The organism is Paenibacillus sp. FSL K6-4396 (assembly GCF_038002525.1).
In the GTDB taxonomy this organism is placed as follows: domain Bacteria; phylum Bacillota; class Bacilli; order Paenibacillales; family Paenibacillaceae; genus Paenibacillus; species Paenibacillus amylolyticus_B.
In genome coordinates, this window is the sequence record NZ_JBBOCR010000001.1 from 6,184,670 (window position 1) to 6,203,771 (window position 19,102).

A 19,102-nucleotide genomic window follows, 5' to 3' on the forward strand; every position below is an offset into this window, starting at 1 on the left:
AAGTCGTGAAACCACCACAAATTTTCATTACCACTTCCTCAATATACCGAATGTCGCATATAACGTGCTTAAATGATCCATTTTCACCCAAGCCGGATAAAGGATTAGAAAATAATATCAATAGCCTCTAGCTCATCTTGCTCCTGTTCGGATTGCCCGTTCAGGGAAATATCCTTGAGCAGCACCGAAGGCTGTTCGCCAATTTGGGTGATGATCACGAGCAGGTCCTGAGCGAAATTGTCGATCAGATTGCGCGTAAACAACTTGGTGGCATATTCAAACTGCCCATTCATACCCTCATCCAGCAACGAAATGATCAAGGTAAGGTCAAATTGGGAAACCGTATGCGTTTCTGGATAAGATTCGATCTGGATATCCCCGAAGCTTTGAACGTTATCTTCCTTCGTTTCCACTGCAAACATGACATCAAATACAGGATTGCGGCTTTGATCGCGCGGCACCTGCAGCTTTTTCACAAGTTCTTCAAACGGATAATCCTGGTGGTCGTAGGCCCCCAGCATCGTTTCTTTGACTTCGTTCAAGTAATCGAGGAACGTCTTCTCCCCGGATGGATAATGGCGGATCGCCAACGTGTTGACAAACATTCCGATGAGTGGCTCCAGGTCGGCATGTGTGCGGCCCGAAACCGGTGTGCCTACAATGAAGTCTTCTTGTCCCGAGTACTTGCTGAGCAGGATAGAATAGGCCGCCGATAACACCATATATAGGGTAGCACCGTTCTCATCGGCAATACGCTGCAAGCTGTCGGTCATCTGCTTGTCGATACTGAAAGGCAGCACATCTCCCTCAAAGCTGCGAACGACGGGTCTGACAAAGTCCGTAGGCAGCTCAAGCGTTGGCAGTTCACCTTCTAGCATGTCCAGCCAGTAAGCTTCCTGACTTTTCAGCCGTTTTTTTACAGGTTCGGACTGCTGCCAAGCGGCGAATTCCTTGTATTGAATCCGAAGCGGTTCCAACGTCTCACCGTTATACAGGCGCAGCAGCTCTTCGATGAAGATACCCATCGACATGCCATCCGTGACGATATGATGAATGTCCAGCATAAGCAGATGACGTTCCGCTTCCCATTCAACTAAGCCCACACGCAGCAGCGGTGGCCGCTCCAAATCAAAGACACGTACAAAGGCATCTGCAATGCTTTTTGTTTCACTTTCCGGCGCTTTTGTATACTCGACGGAAAAATCCAAATCCGAATAAACCCGTTGTACCGGTTCGCCGTCGACCATCTCGAAGCCAGTTCGCAAAACTTCGTGACGAGCGATTAATCCTTGGAGCGCCGCCTCGAATTGATTCCGCTCCAAGCGCCCGACGAGAACCGTCATGCCGGACATGTTGTAGCTAAGCTCGGCACCTTCCATCTGCTGCTGGATGTACAGCCGTTTTTGCACAGAGGAAAGCGGATAATACTCCCTTTTATCCAGAACCGGAATGGAGAAGAATTCCTGCTGCTCCAATCGGCTAATCACTTCTGCCATCGCTTCAATAGTCGAGTACCGGAATACATCGCGCAGTGGCAGGTCCACGTGCAGCTCCTTGTGCACCTTACTGACCAGCGTTGTCGCCCGCAGCGAGTGACCCCCGAGGTCGAAGAAGTTGTCTGTCACACCAATCGTAACTGACCCAAGCACGTCCTGCCAGATGGATACCAGTTTCGTCTCCAGATCCGTGCGCGGCCCCACGTATTCGCGCCCTGCACTTGCTCCCTCTTCCGGCGCCGGCAGCGCTTTCCGGTCGATTTTCCCGTTTGGTGTCAGAGGTAAATGCTCCAGCTCCACGAAGTACGATGGGATCATGTAACCCGGCAGCTCGCTGGAGATCGCTCGTTTCAGGTCGGCCGCCGTCAGTTCGCTTTCCGTTGTGTAGTACGCGCACAGCGCCTTTTGCCCGTTCGCATCACTTCGAACCAGCACCACCGCTTCGCGTATACCTACCACCCGCAGCAGCTGTGACTCAATCTCACCCGTCTCGATCCGGTAGCCCCGGATTTTCGCTTGATTGTCGATCCGGCCGATGAAATCCACGTTGCCGTCCTCCATCCACCGTGCCAAATCTCCCGTGCGATACAACCGCTCACCCGCGGTGAAAGGGCTGTCTACAAACTTCTCTTCCGTCAGCGCCGGACGGTTCAAGTACCCGCGCGCCACACCGACTCCGCCGATAACCAATTCGCCCAGCACGCCGACTGGAACAGGATTCAGATGTGCATCCACGATATAGAACTTCGCATTCAACCACGCTTTGCCAATTGGCACATGGCCAGTCTGCGGCAGTTTCGCCAACTCCTCGTCATAGAAACTGGAGTCAATTGCCGCTTCCGTCACACCGTAGGCGTTAATAATGCGGAACGATGAGCCAAACCGTTCCTGCAAGGTCCGGTAATCTGCCACACTGCAGCTGTCCGAGCTTGTGATCAACAGCTCCATCCTGCTCAACTCCAGCCCTTGCTCATGCACGTATTCCATAAACGGTACGATCAGCGCCGGCGTTGATTCAAAGATCGTCACTTGCTCCCGCTCTATCCAGTAGTGCAGACGAGACGGATCGATCCGGTCGTCTTTCGGTACAATGACCATGCTGCCTCCGTTGTACAATGTCCGCGCGATATCGCCCACGAACACGTCAAACGAGAAGCTGGCGAGCTGCAGCAGTCGCACCTGGAACTGATCCAACCGATATTCTCGTCGGTAACCCGCTGCCGTGTTTACCAGGCTGCGGTGCTCAATCATCACACCCTTGGGCTTGCCCGTCGTTCCGGACGTGTAGATGACATACGCCAAATCCTCCGGACGGGCTTCATGGAAGCTGTCCATACCGACAACATCATTTGGATGAATCTCGCCACCACCGTTCACAGCCCCCGTTAGCTTGCCGTTAACTCGATCGGGAGCACTGTTGGAACCTTGGCCAAAGTCCATTGGCACATTGCTTCGTTCCTCGCTGTATGACGTTTCGTCGTCGAGATACAGCACCTTCGCCAGTGCCAGTTCCTCTTCACCGAGCCAGGCTTCGGCACGCTCTCGCAGCTGCGTTTGCGTCAGCAGTACCTTCGCTGCGCTGTCTTCGAGCATAAACCGCACGCGGTCCGCCGGATAATCCGGATCAAGCGGTACATACGCCCCTCCCGCTTTCCAGACGGCCATCACGGCCACCAACAAATCGACCGAACGCTCGGCGAGAATGCCAACAATCTCCTCCCGGCCAATGCCGCTTCCGCGCAGCGTAGCCGCCAAGCGGTTAGCCCGTACGTTCAGCTCCGCATACGTCAATCGATCGTTCTCGTATACGACGGCTTCCGCTTCCGGCGTATGTTCCGCCTGTTCCTCGAACAGCCGGTGGAACGCGGTCGCAGGAGCCACTTCCGGCTGCCCCGGGTTAAACGCGCCGACAATTTCTTCTTTTTCCGCCGCCGTTAAAATATTCAACTCGGCAATCGTCGCTGACGGGTTGGAGAGAATGGATTCAAGCAACTGCAAGTAGTGTGCAGCCAACTTCTCCACCGTTTCCGTTTTATATAGAGCCGTGGCGTATTCAAAAAGATATTCCAAGCCATCCTCAATCTCCGTGACGTCCAAGCTGAGATCAAATTTGGAAACAATTTCTTCGCTGGCATACGTCGACAGATGCAGTCCCGGAAGCTGTATTTCGACATTTTCTGTATTCTGCAAAGCAAACATCGTATCAAACAGCGGATTTCGGCTTAAATCACGAGCTACGTTTACCTTATCCACCAGTTCCTCAAACGGATAATTCTGATGTTCAAAAGCACCCAGCGTTGTCTCCTTGATTTCCTTCAAGTAGTCAAGGAACGTCTTACCGGCAGCCGGGTAACTGCGAATGGCCAATGTATTAACGAACATCCCGATCAGCGGTTGAACGTCGCTGTGATTTCTGCCCGCAATCGGCGTACCTACCACCACGTCTTCCTGACCTGAATATTTATGCAGAAGCACGTTATACGCTGCAAGCAGAACCATGTAAAGCGTTGCGCCGTTCTCAGCTGCAAGCCGTTTCAGACCTTCGCTTTTCTCAATATTCATAAACAATTGCAGCGTGCGGCCCTCATAGCTCTGCATAGCCGGGCGCGGATAGTCCGTCGGCATTTCGAGAACTGGCAGTTCTCCGCGGAACATGTCGTGCCAGTAGGCTTCCTGCTTGGCTAGCTGAGCTTTCTGGTTATCCGATTGCTGCCATACTGCATAATCTTTGTACTGAATGCGGAGTGGCTTGAGCGGCTCCCCGCTGTACAAATGCACAAACTCTTCGATCAGTACGTCCATTGAAACGCCGTCCGATACGATATGATGTGTATCAAACATCAGAATGTGTCGGTCCGGCGCGAGTTCGGCAATGCCCACCCGCAGAAGTGGCGGCTTTGCCAGATCAAACGCACGAACGAATTGGCTCACCGTTTCTTCCGCCTGCTCCCCGTTGATCTGCACATATTCCACCTGGAAGGTGACTTCTTCGTAAATCCGCTGAACCCCTTCGCCCTCAACCATCTCAAAGCCGGTACGCAGCGTTTCATGACGAGCTACAAGCCCGCGGAATGCTTCTTCAAACCGCTGCCGGTCGAGCTGCCCTTCGAGTAACATAGCTCCCGGTATGTTGTAGCTCAGCTCGCCTCCTTCCAGCTGGTTCAAGATGTAGAGACGTTTCTGAGCAGAAGAGAGCGGATAGTACTCGCTAGGTTCCGCAGCCGGAATAGCCGTAAACGAGCCGATCTCCAACTGCTCCATAGCCACAGCCATTTCCTCAACTGTCGAGTAGCGGAATACGTCGCGAAGCGGGAATTGGGCGCCGAGCTCCTTATGCATTTTACTGACAAGTGTTGTCGCCCGCAGGGAGTGTCCTCCGAGGTCGAAGAAGTTGTCCATTACGCCTACCGCCTTCTCCCGAACAAGCACTTCCTGCCAAATGGCGGCCAGTTTTGCCTCCAGTTCGGTGCGCGGCGCCACGTATTCGCGGCCTCCGCCTGCTCCCCCTTCCGGCGCTGGCAGCGCCTTCCGGTCAATTTTCCCATTCGGCGTTAGAGGCAATTGCTCCAGTTCGACGAAATACGACGGAATCATGTATCCCGGTAGCTCGCTGGAGATCGCCCGTTTCAAATCTGCCGCCGTCAAGCCTTTTTCCAATGTATAATAAGCGCACAACGCTTTCTGCCCCTCTTGATCTTCCCTGACAACAACGACCGTTTCCTTCACGCCATCTACACTCAGCAGCTTTGCTTCGACTTCGCCCGTCTCGATCCGGTAACCCCGGATTTTCGCCTGGTTATCGATCCGGCCGATGAAGCCCACGTTTCCGTCCTCCATCCACCGTGCCAAGTCTCCCGTGCGATACAACCGCTCACCTACGATAAACGGACTATCTACAAACTTCTCTTCCGTCAGCTCTGGACGGTTCAAGTACCCGCGTGCCACACCCACTCCGCCGATAACCAATTCGCCCAGCACGCCGACTGGAACAGGATTCAGATGTGCATCCACGATGTAAAACTTCGCATTTAACCACGCTTTGCCAATTGGCACATGGCCTGTTTGCGGCAGCTTCGCCAACTCCTCGTCATAGAAACTGGAGTCGATCGCCGCTTCTGTCACGCCGTAGGCGTTGATAATGCGGAACGACGAACCAAACCGTTCCTGCAAGGTTCGGTATTCCGCCACACTGCAACTGTCTGAGCTTGTAATCAACAGCTCCATACCGCTTAACTCTAGCCCCTGCTCATGCACATGCTCCATGAACGGCACGATCAGTGCCGGTGTTGATTCAAAGATCGTCACTTGCTCCCGCTCTATCCAGTAGTGCAGACGAGACGGATCGACCCGGTCGTCCTTCGGTACAATGACCATGGTACCACCGTTGTATAACGTCCGCGCAATGTCGCCCACGAACACGTCAAACGAAAAGCTGGCGAGCTGCAACAGCCTTACCGGGAACTGATCCAACCGGTATTCCCGTCGGTAGCCCGCTGCCGTGTTCACCAGGCTGCGGTGCTCGATCATCACGCCTTTTGGCTTGCCCGTCGTTCCAGACGTGTAGATGACGTACGCCAGATCCTCCGGACGGGCTTCATGGAAGCTACCCATACCGACAACATCAACATCATTTGGGTGACTCTCATTACGGTCGTTCACAGCACCCGTCAGCTCGCCGGAGACCAGACCTGAAACCATGCTGGAGCCCATCGGGGCATTTACCCGATCTTCGCTGTATGACGTTTCGTCGTCGAGATACAGCACCGTCTCCAGTGCCAATTCCTCTTCGCCGAGCCAGGATTCGGCGCGCTCTCGCAGCAGCGTTTGTGTCAGTAGCACCTTCGCTCCGCTGTCTTCCAGCATGAACCGCACGCGGTCCGCCGGATAATCCGGGTCAAGAGGTACATACGCCCCTCCCGCTTTCCAGACGGCCATCACGGCCACCAGCAAATCGACCGAACGCTCGGCGAGAATACCAACGATCGTCTCCCGACCGATGCCGCTTGCACGCAGTGTTGCCGACAGGCGGTTCGCCCGCTCGTTCAGCTCCGCATACGTCAGCCGATCGTTCTCGTATACGACGGCTTCCGCTTCCGGCGTGTGTTCCGCCTGTTCCTCGAACAGGCGATGGAAGGCGCCAACAGGAGCCACTTCCGGCTGCACCGGATTAAACACGCCTACAATTTCTTCTTTTTCCGCCGCCGTCAAAAGCTCTAACTCATGTACACGAACATTCGGATTAGCCGCAACCTGCTCCAATGCACGGGCAAAATGACCGTGGATCTGCCTGATGTCATGCTCTCTGAATGTCAGTGCATTGTACGTAAACCGCAGCAAAATATGCTCTTCCGGAATGACGGTAATGTCCAGGTCGTAGTTCGTTTGTTCCGGCGATTGGATATTAGCGATTTTCAGCGCTTCTTGTCCTCCGCCGACAACTTGCTCAATCTGTTCTTCCATCGGATAATTTTCAAAGACCATAATATGGTTGATCAAGTCACGCTTTTGCTCGCTCAGCGACTGAATTTCGAACAGCGGGAATGTTTCGTAAGCTCCCGATGCCAGCGCTTGATCCTGGGTTTTTCTCAAAATATCGGCTACCGTCTCCTCGGCTTTACCTTGAATACGGACCGGGATCGTATTAATAAACAGGCCAATCATGCTTTCAATGCCCGGAATTTCCGCCGGACGGCCGGATACAACGGAACCGAATACAACATCCTCGCTGTTGTTGTATATCTGTAAGACCAGTCCCCATACAGTCTGCATAAATGTGTTGAGTGTCACCTGCTGCTGGCGTGCCACACGCTCAATCTGCCCAGTCAGTCCTTTGCTGAGTTCCACATCGATCTCAGCCATTTCAAAAGCATGCTGTTTCAGCTGCGTTCTCTCCTGCGGCAGCTTGGTCTGCTGATCGTAACCCGCCAAATACTCAGACCAGTAACCCGAAGCTTTCGCTACATCTTGAGCTTCCAGCCATTCGATATATCGGGAGTACGAGGTAACCGGTGGGAGCTCTGGCGCTCGCTTCTCCTGAAACGCAAAGTAAGTGTCGAACACTTCCTTGATCATGAAGGACATGCACCAGCCATCCATCAAAATGTGATGATGACTCCAAATCACATGGTAGGACTCGTCGCCTGTGCGCAAAACGGTCACACGCATAAGAGAGTCTTGGGCCAAATCGAACTTGTTCGCCTTATCCGCGCTGACAAAATCGGCTATCGTCTTCTCAGGGTGTTCATCTCTTGCCGTGCGAATATCTTCAAAATACACTTCACACTTCCGCTCGCGAAATACCACTTGAATCGGCTCGTCTCTCCAGCCGGTAATAAAGTTGGTCCGCAGCGCCTCATTCCGCTGCACCAGCGTATCCAACCCTCGGGTGAAGGCTTCCACATTCAGACTTCCGTACAGATCGAAGGTTACCTGTTCGAAGTAAGCTTCCGAATCGGCATCCAGCAAGCTGTGGAACAACATCCCTTTTTGCAGCGGAGTCAGGGTGTATACATTCTCCAGTTCGCCGAGTGCCGCCGTATGTTCGGACAGCTGCTCCAGTTCCTCCACCGTCACATCTTGAAGCAGTACATCACTAGGGGTAAGCTCCGGCCGCTCTTTCGATACGCAATGGCTGATGACTTCACGCAAACTCGATTGAAGCAGGGTGCCCAAACGCTCAACCGTTTCCCGTTGATACTGGGTTTCTCCATAACGGATCGTGAGTTCCAACACGCCTTCCGACACCATACCATTGATATCTAGGACATAATCCATCACAGCATTTGGGCTTGAATCGGAGCCCGGGCTGAACGGAGAAGGCTGGGAGCTACTGCTTTCGTAATCCTGGTCGAACTGACCCAAATAGTTAAAACTGATCTCCGGCTCCAAAACGAAGCGTTCTCCGTCACACGGCGCCGACAAATAACGCTGGATGCCGTAGCCGATTCCTTTGTTCGGAATGCGGCGCAAGTTTTCTTTCACCTGTTTCACCTGATGACCGAGTGCCTGAGCGTGACCTGGCTCCAGAACAACAGGGAATTGGCTTGTAAACCAACCTACCGTGCGCGTAATGTCCACATCTGGCAAAACTTCTTCCCGGCCGTGGCCTTCGAGATTCACCAGCACGCGTTTCTGGCCGCTCCAAGCTTGTACTGAGAGGCCCAGCGCAGCAAGCAGCAAATCGTTCATTTCCGTATGGTAAGCACGATGAGCCCGCTTCAGCAGCTGTTCAGTTTCGTCCGCCGCCCATCGAACGGTTACGAGCCCGCTGTCCTTCAGTTTGGATCTGCCTTGATCAAAATCTTTTGGAAGCGGCTCATAGACCAATTGCTCGATAAACTGCCAATACGCTCTCTCGCTTTCCATCGCCGGCCCGTTCGCATAATCAGCGAGCTGTTTCGCCCACGTTTGGAATGAATCCGTTTTGAGCGGCAGACGGATCGGCTGCCCTTGCAGCGCCTGCTCATAGGCGGCAGCAAAATCCTCAAGCAGAATCCGCCAGGATACGCCGTCTACGATCAAGTGATGGATTGCGATGAGCAGATGGTCGCCATCGTTGCAGCGGAACAAACCAAGCTTCACCAGCGGACCGTTTTCCAGATCGATGCTCGCTTGAATATCATTTGCCTTAGCCTCTACCGCTTTTTTCACGTCGCGGGCTCCCTTGAAATCGACAACCTCCAGATCGAACAGCACTTCGCTCTCCCCAGCGCCGCGGTTCCATGCGGTATAACCATTCTCGGTTTGACGATAAACCGTACGAAGAGCATCGTGATGCACGATAAGCTGACGCACCGCTTGGCGTAAAGCTTTTTCATCAAAGCCTTGCTTGGAGAACTGCATGAGTGCCTGATTGCTATGATGCACATCGGCCGGATTTTGTTCAAAGAACCAGCGCTGAATCGGGGTCAGGATAACCTCTCCCGTCACTTCGGCCTGGCTTGCCGTTCTCTCCGCTGTTTGCAACCGCAAACTAAGGGCGGAAATCGTCGGGTAATGGAATAAATCTTTCATGACCAGCTTATACCCCGACTGCAATAGACGAGAAGATACCTGTAAAGCTTTAATTGAATCCCCACCAAGCGCAAAGAAATTATCCATGGTGCCCACCTGATCCACGCCTAACACTGACTGCCAGACCAAAGCGAGTGCTTGCTCGGCAGGAGTACGCGGCGCCGTGTATGCAACCTCGGCACGAATGCTTCCTTCTGGCACAGGCAATGCTTTACGGTCAATCTTGCCGTTCGGTGTAAGCGGCAATTGATCGAGAAGCATGATGCGCGAAGGCACCATATGAGAAGGCAGTACGGCGTCCAGATGGGCCACAAGTCCTTCCAGATTGAAGCTGGAATCCACTACGACATATCCGCACAGATATTTCTGCCCTTGCTCGTCCGTCCGGTCGATGACTAGCGCTTGCCGCACCTCGGCAACATTTTTCATGGCCGCTTCAATCTCACCAAGCTCAATCCGGTAACCACGAATTTTCACCTGATTGTCAATTCGGCCGATGAATTCTACGTTGCCGTCAGGCATCCAGCGTGCCAGATCACCCGTCCGGTACAACCGCTCCTCAGCGGTGAACGGGCTATCAACGAATTTCTCCGCCGTTAAACCCGGGCGGTTCAAGTAACCGCGCGCCACTCCCGCTCCGCCGATAACCAGCTCGCCGAGCACCCCGATCGGCACTGGCTTCAGATTTGCATCCACGATGTAGAATCTGGCGTTAAGCCACGCTTTCCCGATTGGCACGCTGCCCGTCTTCGGCAACTTCTCCAGCGGCTCGTCATAGAAGCTGGAGTCAATCGCCGCTTCAGTTACGCCGTAGCTGTTAATAATACGGAACTGCGAGCCAAAGCGCTCCTGCAAGGTACGATAATCCGCTACACTGCAGGCATCCGAGCTTGTGATCAGCAGCTGCATCGAGCTGAGGTCCAGACCCTCGGTATACACATGCTCCATGAACGGCACAACCAGCGCAGGAGTTGATTCGAACACTGTCACGGCGTAGTCGCGAATCCAGCCATAGAGGCGGGTTGGATCAATCCGGTCTTCCTTCGGCACAATGACCATAGTTCCACCGTTGTACAGCGTCCGTGCAATGTCACCAACGAACACGTCAAACGAGAAACTGGCAAGTTGCAGCAGCCGGATCGGGAACTGATCCAGACGGTAGCCCCGCCGGTAGCCCGCCGCCGTGTTCACCAAGCTGCCGTGTTCCACTGCCACGCCCTTCGGACGGCCCGTCGTACCGGAGGTGTAGATGACATAAGCCAGATCGCCCGGCTTGTTCACATTTGCCGGATTTGATACGAGATCCGCCGCTTGTACGTTCTGCGCAGCTTCTGCCGTGACGGACGTTTCGGCTGCAGCCGTCGCCTCTCGCGCCAAAGCCTCCGCCTCCGCGCCCGCTTCGCCCAAAGCTTGTACGCCTACAGCCGTTTCCGCCGTTCCGAGGCTGTACGCCGCGGCGTCATCAAGTGCAAGCACCGCTTGCAGCGTTAAAGCTCCGTTGCAGCGCCAAGTTTCCGCCTGCTCCAACAGGCAGGTCTGGGTAAGCAGCACCGACGCCCCGCTATCCGCAAGCATATATTCTATCCGCTCCGCTGGATAGTCGGGGTCAAGCGGTACATAAGCACCGCCAGCTTTCCATACGGCGAGCACCCCGATCAACAGCTCGGCTGAACGGCCGGCCAGAATGCCGACCACCTGTTCCGGTTTCACCCCACGTGCCCGCAGTACATACGCCAGACGATTCGCTTTGGCATTCAGCTCCGCATATGTCAGCTTGCTGTCTTCGTATACAACCGCTAGCGCTCCCGGAGCGCGTTTCGCCTGCTCCTCGAACAGCTCGTGGAACGTTCTCTCTCTCCATGACTCATCCGCTTCCAGACCTGTACCCTCTGCGGCGGGTTGCTTCACAAGAGCCGAAGACGACACGTCAAACCCGACCAATAAATTATCCTTTTCGCTGTCCGTCAATATATCCAAATCCGAAATCCGCGCACCCGGCTGAGCCAGGATCGACGCCAAAAGCTGCTCGTAATGACCCGCCAGCCGTTCCATCGTTTCCTGTCTAAACAACGAGGTAGCGTACTCGATCTTGCAAACCAACTCGTTACCCTCTTCCACGATATCCAAGCTAAGATCAAACTTTGCCGTCTTTTCCTCGATGTCAAACAGCGACCACTGCAAGCCTTCAAGAATTAAATCCAGGCTTTCGTGCTTTTGCAAAGAAAACATGGTGTCAAACAGCGGATTCCGGCTTAAATCCCGGCTCACCTGAAGAGCTTCTACCAGCTCCTCAAACGGATAATCCTGGTGCTCGTAGGCTCCAAGTGTCGTTTCCTTCACTTCCTGCAAGTAATCCATGAACGTCCGCTCTGCCGTCGGACCCAAGCGAAGGGCCAGCGTATTGACAAACATGCCGATAATCGGCTGCAAGTCGGCGTGAGAACGAGCGGCAATCGGAGTGCCGACTACGATATCTTCCTGTCCCGCGTATTTATGAAGCAATACGGAGTACGCAGCCAGCAGAATCATGTACAACGTTGCCCCCGAATCGCTGGCAAGCTGTTTGAGAGCTTCGCCTTTCTCCGCATCTAGCGTAAACGTGAGCGTTTGACCGTCAAACTGCTGAACGGCTGGACGGGAGTAGTCAAGAGGCAGCTCAAGAACCGGAAGCTCGGAGCTGAATACCCCGCGCCAGTATTCCTCCTGTCGTTTGATGCGTTGACGCTGTTCCTCGGATTGCTGCCAAACGGCGTAATCCTTGTATTGAATCCGCAGCTCCGGCAGCTCTTCCCCATTGTATAGCCGCACGAATTCACGCAGCAGTACATCCATGGAAAGACCATCGGAAGCAATGTGATGCATATCCAGCGCAAGCAGGAATTTTTCTTTCTCCAATTCGATCAGCAGGGCGCGCAGCAAAGGCGGCTGGGTCAAGTCAAAAGGCTGGATGAAGCCTTCAAGAATGGCTGCAACCTGATCCTCGCTTGCTCGAATCTTCTCGACCTTGCAAGCGACGAGCGGATGAATACGCTGAACCGGCTCCCCATTCACGATTTCAAAACCGGTGCGCAGCATATCGTGCCGGGCCATCAAAGTAGTCAGCACATCTTCTACTTTGGCCTCGTTCAAATCCCCCTCCAATTGTAGAGCGCTTGGGAGGTTATAATTCAGCTCCAAGCTATCCAGCTGATGCAGGACGTACAGCCTTTTTTGTGCAGAGGAAACCGGATAGTATGCTTTCTCTTCCGCTACTGGAATCGTGCTGTGCTCTGATTCTTCCAAGCTGGCAATAGCCCCAGCCATCGATTCTACCGTCATATAGCGGAACACATCGCGCAGCGGAAGTTCAACGTTCATTTCCTTCCGAATCTTGCTGACAAGGTTTGTTGCCCGCAAGGAATGTCCTCCGAGTTCGAAGAAATTGTCCAGGATTCCAATGCCCGAGTAACCCAGCACTTCCTCCCAGATTTTCACAAGCTGGGACTCCGTAAGGTTACGAGGGGCTACGTATTCGACACCCGTTTGCAGGCCGCCTTGCGGCTCCGGCAGTGCTTTGCGGTCCACTTTCCCGTTGGACGTCAGCGGCATGCGTTCCAGCTGCACGAAGTACGACGGGATCATGTATCCCGGCATTCCCTGGGCCAGCGAGGTTCTCATTTCGCTAACCGTCAGCGTCCGGTCCGCCACAAAGTAGGCAACCAGCGCCTTCTCGCCCCCGTTATCCTGACGGGCGAGCACCACCGCTTCTTCCACACCTTCCACGTTCAGAAGCTGCGTCTCAATTTCGTCCAGCTCGATCCGGTACCCGCGGATTTTGACCTGATGATCGATCCGGCCGAGGTATTCGATGTTGCCGTCCGGCAGCCAGGCCGCCAAGTCGCCTGAGCGATACAGTTTTTCCCCCTCCGCAAACGGGGAATCAACGAACTTTTCCGCCGTCAAATCCGGGCGATTCAAGTATCCTCTCGCCAGGCCCTCTCCGGCTACGTACATTTCGCCTGCTACGCCGATCGGAACAGGACGACGGTTTTCATCCAGGACGTACACGCTCAGCGTCGGGATCGGCTTGCCGATATTACTCTTCGCCGCCTCCATCTCGATCCATGTAATTTCCTTATACGTCACGTGAACCGTCGTTTCGGTAATACCGTACATATTGATCAGCTTTGTCTCCGGGTACTTTGTCTTGAAACCCTTGAGCAACAGCGGGCTGAGCGCTTCGCCGCCGAAGATGACGTTGCGAATCCGCAGATCGTACGGATGGTCCGCTAAAACCTCACGCAGCAGTTGATAGAAATATGTTGGGGTCTGGTTCAAAATCGTGACCCGTTCGCGGCTCAACAGTGCCAGGAATTCGGCCGGATTTTTCGCCGTGAGCGGCGGTACGATAACCAGCCTTCCTCCATTCAGAAGTGCTCCGTACATCTCCCAGACGGAGAAATCGAAGCAGAACGAGTGGAATAACGTCCATGTGTCGGACGTCCCAAAGTCAAACAGGTTCTTGTCGTTGAACAAAAGGCGCACGACGTTTTTATGCTCAATCAACGTTCCTTTGGGTTTGCCGGTCGTTCCCGATGTGTAGATGACATAAGCCAAGTTACCCGGGCCGGAAATCGGCTCCAGATTCGAAGCGTCCAGCTCACCAGCGAATTCCGCCCCTTTGTCGCCCCAAACGAAATCGTCCAATTCGAGGCGCTTTCCTGCGAAGTTGGTCTTCTCATGCAAATGCTTTTGAATCAGCAATAACGGCGCACCCGAATCCTCAATCATGAAGCGGATGCGTTCCTCGGGGTAGTCGGGATCGACAGGCACGTAGGCTCCGCCAGCTTTGAGAATCGCCAGAATGCCGACGACCATATCAAGCGAACGTTCGGCCAGAATCGTTACCAACTGATCCGCTTCGACTCCTGTCTCTCTCAGCTTACGTGCAAGGCGGTTGGATCGCTCGTTCAGTTCGTGGTAGGTCAACTGCCGTTCATTCATGACGACGGCCACGTTATCCGGGTAAAGCTTCACCTGCTCTTCGAACAAGCCATGAATCGTCTGCTGACGCGGGTAGTCTGCCTCCGAATCATTAAAACCGCGCACCAGTTCACGGATTTCCTGCTCCGTTAGCATTTCCAGCGAAGCAATATCCCCTTCCGGCGCTGTTACGATAGTTTCGAGCAGCTTGTCGTAATGTCTGGCGAACCGCTCCGCGGTCTCCTGCTTATACAAAGCCGTAGCGTACTCCAACCGGCATTCGAGCTGACCATCCAGCTCCGAAATGTCCAGAAGCAACTCGAACTTGGACGTTCGGTTTTCCAACGGATAAAACGATTGCTCCAGCCCCTCGATGACAATTTGCTCATTCTCCGTATTTTGCAGGGAAAAGAACGTATCAAAGAGCGGATTCCGGCCAGTCGCGCGCGAAATGTGAAGGCTTTCCAACACATCTTCGAACAAATAATTTTGGTGTTCAAACGCCCCGAGTGTGATTTCCTTCATTTCTTCCAGATACTTTAGGTACGGCTTGGAACGCTCCGGATGGCTGCGAATAGCCAGCGTGTTGATAAACATCCCTACGATCGGCTGCACTTCTTCTTGCGTTCTTCCGGCAATCGGCGTTCCCACGATCAGATCTTCCTGACCCGAATATTTATGCATAAGGATCGAGTAAGCAGACAACAGCACCATGTACAGGGTCGTACCCGTCCGTGCGGCCAGTTCTTTCAGCTTCTCCGTCCGCTCTTTCCCAATATCAAACTTTACGGTCCGGCCATCAAAACTTTGCACCGCAGGCCGCGGGAAGTCTGTTGGCAGTTCTAATACAGGCAGCTCGCCCGACAGCTGTTCCAGCCAGTACTCCTTCTGCGGCTGGACCAACTGCCCGTAGGGTTCGGAATGCTGCCAAACGGCATAATCTTTGTATTGAATATGCAACGGAGCCAGCTCCTCACCCCGATACAGGCGGCTGAACTCGTCGAAAAGCAATGCTGTCGAGATACCATCCGAAACGATATGGTGCATATCGAACAGCAGAATGTGGCGATCCTTGGCGACTTCGATCAGACCAATGCGAAGAAGTGGCGGCTTGGTCAGATCAAACGGGTGATAGTATGCTTCGACCACTTGGTCCACTTCTCCCTCGCTCACCTGGAAATAATCTACGGCAAACTCCACCTCGTCATAGATGTGCTGCACAAGCTCGCCTTGAACCTGCTCGATCCCGGTACGCAGTGTCTCATGGCGCTGAATCAGCTCACGGAACGCGTACTCTACGCGCGTGCGGTCCAGCTTGCCTTCGAGAAGAAGCGCCGCCGACATATTGTAGCTACGCTCGGCCGCGTCAAGCTGGCGCAGGACGTACAGACGCTTTTGCTCGGATGAAACCGGATAATACTCGGCCTCTGCCGCCTTTGTAATCTCATACGTCTCCTGCTGCTTTAAACCGCTGATTCTTTGGGCGAGCTGTTCGATCGTGGTGTAGCGGAAAACGTCCCGCAGCGGAACCTCGACTTGCAGCTCTTTTCGAATCTTGGAAACAAGCGCGGAGGCCCGCAAGGAATGACCACCCAGGTCAAAGAAATCGTCATGGACTCCAACTCGCGCAATACCCAGCACCTGCTGCCAAATAAGAGCAAGTCTTGTTTCCAGTGTTGTGCGAGGAGCCATATACTCACGGCCCGCTTCTACCTCTCCGGTCGGTTCAGGCAGCGCTTTACGGTCAATCTTGCCGTTCGGTGTGAGCGGAAGCTGATCAAGAGACACCAGCCGGGCCGGAACCATATGTGCCGGTAGCTCTTGCTTCAATTGGGACAGCAGTTCACTCAGCTGCAGGGAAGCATCCCCTGCCACGTAGCCGCACAGATACTTTTGCCCCTGCTCATCCGTACGGTCGGTCACTACAGCCTGCTTGACGTCCGGAAGACGCAACAGGGCCGTTTCGATTTCGCCGAGTTCGATCCGGAACCCGCGAATTTTCACCTGATAGTCGATCCGGCCAATGAAGTCAACGTTGCCGTCTTCCAGCCAGCGGGCCAGGTCTCCTGTCCGATACAGACGTTCGCCAGACACAAACGGGCTGTCTGCAAACTTATCGGCGGTCAGATCCGGACGGTTCCAATACCCGCGCGCTACCCCGGCGCCGCCGATGACAAGTTCACCCGGGACCCCTACAGGAACCGGCTTTAACGCAGCATCGACAATGTAAAACCGGGCGTTCAACCAAGCTTTGCCGATCGGCACATGACCCGACGATGGGAGCTTGTCCAGCGGCTCATCGTAAAAGCTGCTGTCAATCGCCGCTTCGGTAACGCCATAGCTGTTGATGATGCGGAATTGTCCGCCGAATCTTTCCTGCAGCAATCGGTAATCGGTGACACTGCAAGCATCCGAGCTGGTAATCAGCAACTGCATGGAGCTGACGTCCAGCCCTTCTTCATAAATATGCTGCATGAACGGTAGGATGAGCGCAGGTGTCGATTCAAATACCGTAATGTTTTGCTGCCGAATCCAGCCGTATAAGCGGTTCGGATCAATCCGGTCATCCTTTGGCACAATTACCATCGTTCCTCCGTTATATAGCGTCCGCGCGATGTCTCCAACGAACACGTCAAACGAGAAGCTGGCCAGTTGCAGCAGGCGCACCGGGAACTGATCCAATCGGTACTCACGGCGGTACGCATCCGCCGTATTCATGAGACTACCATGCTCGATCATGACGCCTTTTGGGCGTCCCGTCGTACCCGAGGTGTAAATCACATAAGCCAAGTCTTGCGGGGCACTGTCCGCAGATTCAAATTCCACGGCTGAGGTATCCCCGTTATACATCTGTTCATCGTCCATCGCATAGACAGCTTGAAGCTTCAGCCGGCCATCGGCCAACCAACCTCCGGCCCCCTCCATCAGATGACGCTGCGTAAGCAGCACCGATGCTTCGCTATCGCTGAGCATGTACTCAATCCGCTCCGCCGGATAATCGGGGTCCAGCGGTACATAAGCTCCGCCGGCTTTCCATACGGCGAGCACACCGACCAGCAGTTCCACCGAGCGCTCCGCCCAGATCCCCGTAATTGTCTCCCTTCCCACGCCCTGTTCACGAAGGAGCGAAGCCAGCCGCTCGGCGCGTTTGTTCAATTCGCCGTAGGTCAGCTTTTTGTCCATGTAAACAACTGCCGGGTGATCCGGAATGTCTCGTGCAAACTTTTCGACATACCGGTGAAACGCTATTCCCTCGCTCAGTGCTGCCACCGGCGGGTTAAACACATCCAGAATTCGGCGTCTCTCCTCATCGCCCAGTAGAGAAATCTCGCGTACCCGCAGTTCGGGAGTCTCAAGAAACTGGTCCAAAACGGTTACATACTGTTCCATAATGCGATCAATCTCGGTCGTCTCGAACAGGCCGGTACGATAGGAAGCATGGAGAATGACATGACCTTCATTCAGCATATGGTCGAAGCGCAGCAGTAAATCATCCATCTCGTGCCTAGCAAAGTGAGCCTCCAGACGTACCTTGATTTCTTCGTACTCCACTATTTTTAAAGGCAGATATTCCAGAGACGTGCGGAACAGCTCCGAAAGATCGTTGCGGCCGTGTTGTTCGCGTAAATCCTGGATCAATTGGTTATAAGGATATTTCTGATGCCGCAGATCCGCCGTATTTTCCTTGGAAACCGTTTGGATCAAGGAAAGCACGGACCCATCTGGATTCAGACTAATCCGCGTAGCCACGGTGCTGACGAACATACCGATCGTTTCTTTTTCCTTCTTGCTGGTGCGATTGGCAAAAACCGTTCCGACCGGCACATCGGTGCTGTCGGTCAGCTTGTACAATAAGACGTACATGGCGGACAAAAATAACGTATATAAACTGACCTGATATTGTTCGCTAAAAGCCAGAATGCGGTCGTAGCGGGAAGCATCCAAAGTGATGGAACGTTTATTCGATTCGCTGCCAATCGAGAATGGCGGAACCGATTTAATGCCGCTCGTTTCAGGCAAAGTGTTGTACTTGGTCAGCCAATATTCCTTGCCTTTTTGATAACGCTGCGATTGCTCATACTCACGCTCAGTTGAAATATAATCCAGATAGGAAGGGGCCTGGTAACTGCTGAAGATGCCTTTGCGCAGTTCGAGGTATTTTTCCATCACCGCATGCAGCAAAGCAGTGACGGACAAGCCATCGGCGATGATATGATTTATAGTCAAATTAAGCCATACTTGGCCGTTCGCAAAATGGATCATCGTAAATTGGTAGAGGTGTTCGTCGAACACGCTGGCCGGTTTTTCGGTTACTTCTTTCACCCAAGCATAGAATTGTTCGGTCGTGCCTATTTCGAGGTGGCTTATCCTGGCTTGGACATTCTCTGGCTCTTCGAACCACTGCGTTGGATTTTGCAAATCCCCGCTAATGCGGATTCGGAAAGCGTCATAGGTTTTGACAATCTCTGCTGCCGCTTGCTCAAGTAGCTTGGTGTCGATCTCGCCCGTAATCTGGTAGGTCGCGGAAAGCATCGTGATGGATGTGCCCGGATTCATAATTTCCATGAACCATATCCGGCGCTGGGCTTGCGTTAATCCATATTGCTTGTTCGTATTCTCTCTCACATCGA

The 19,102-nt window shown here is 53.7% G+C and carries 1 protein-coding gene; it reads right to left on the minus strand.

The window, feature by feature from the left end; all coding sequences use genetic code 11:
• Positions 1 to 104 precede the first annotated feature (104 nt).
• Positions 105 to 19,097: a non-ribosomal peptide synthase/polyketide synthase gene (locus MHB85_RS27200; RefSeq protein WP_192135695.1), complete on the minus strand. Its 18,993-nt coding sequence runs from the start codon at positions 19,095 to 19,097 to the stop codon at positions 105 to 107.
• Between the last annotated feature and the right edge of the window lie 5 nt (positions 19,098 to 19,102).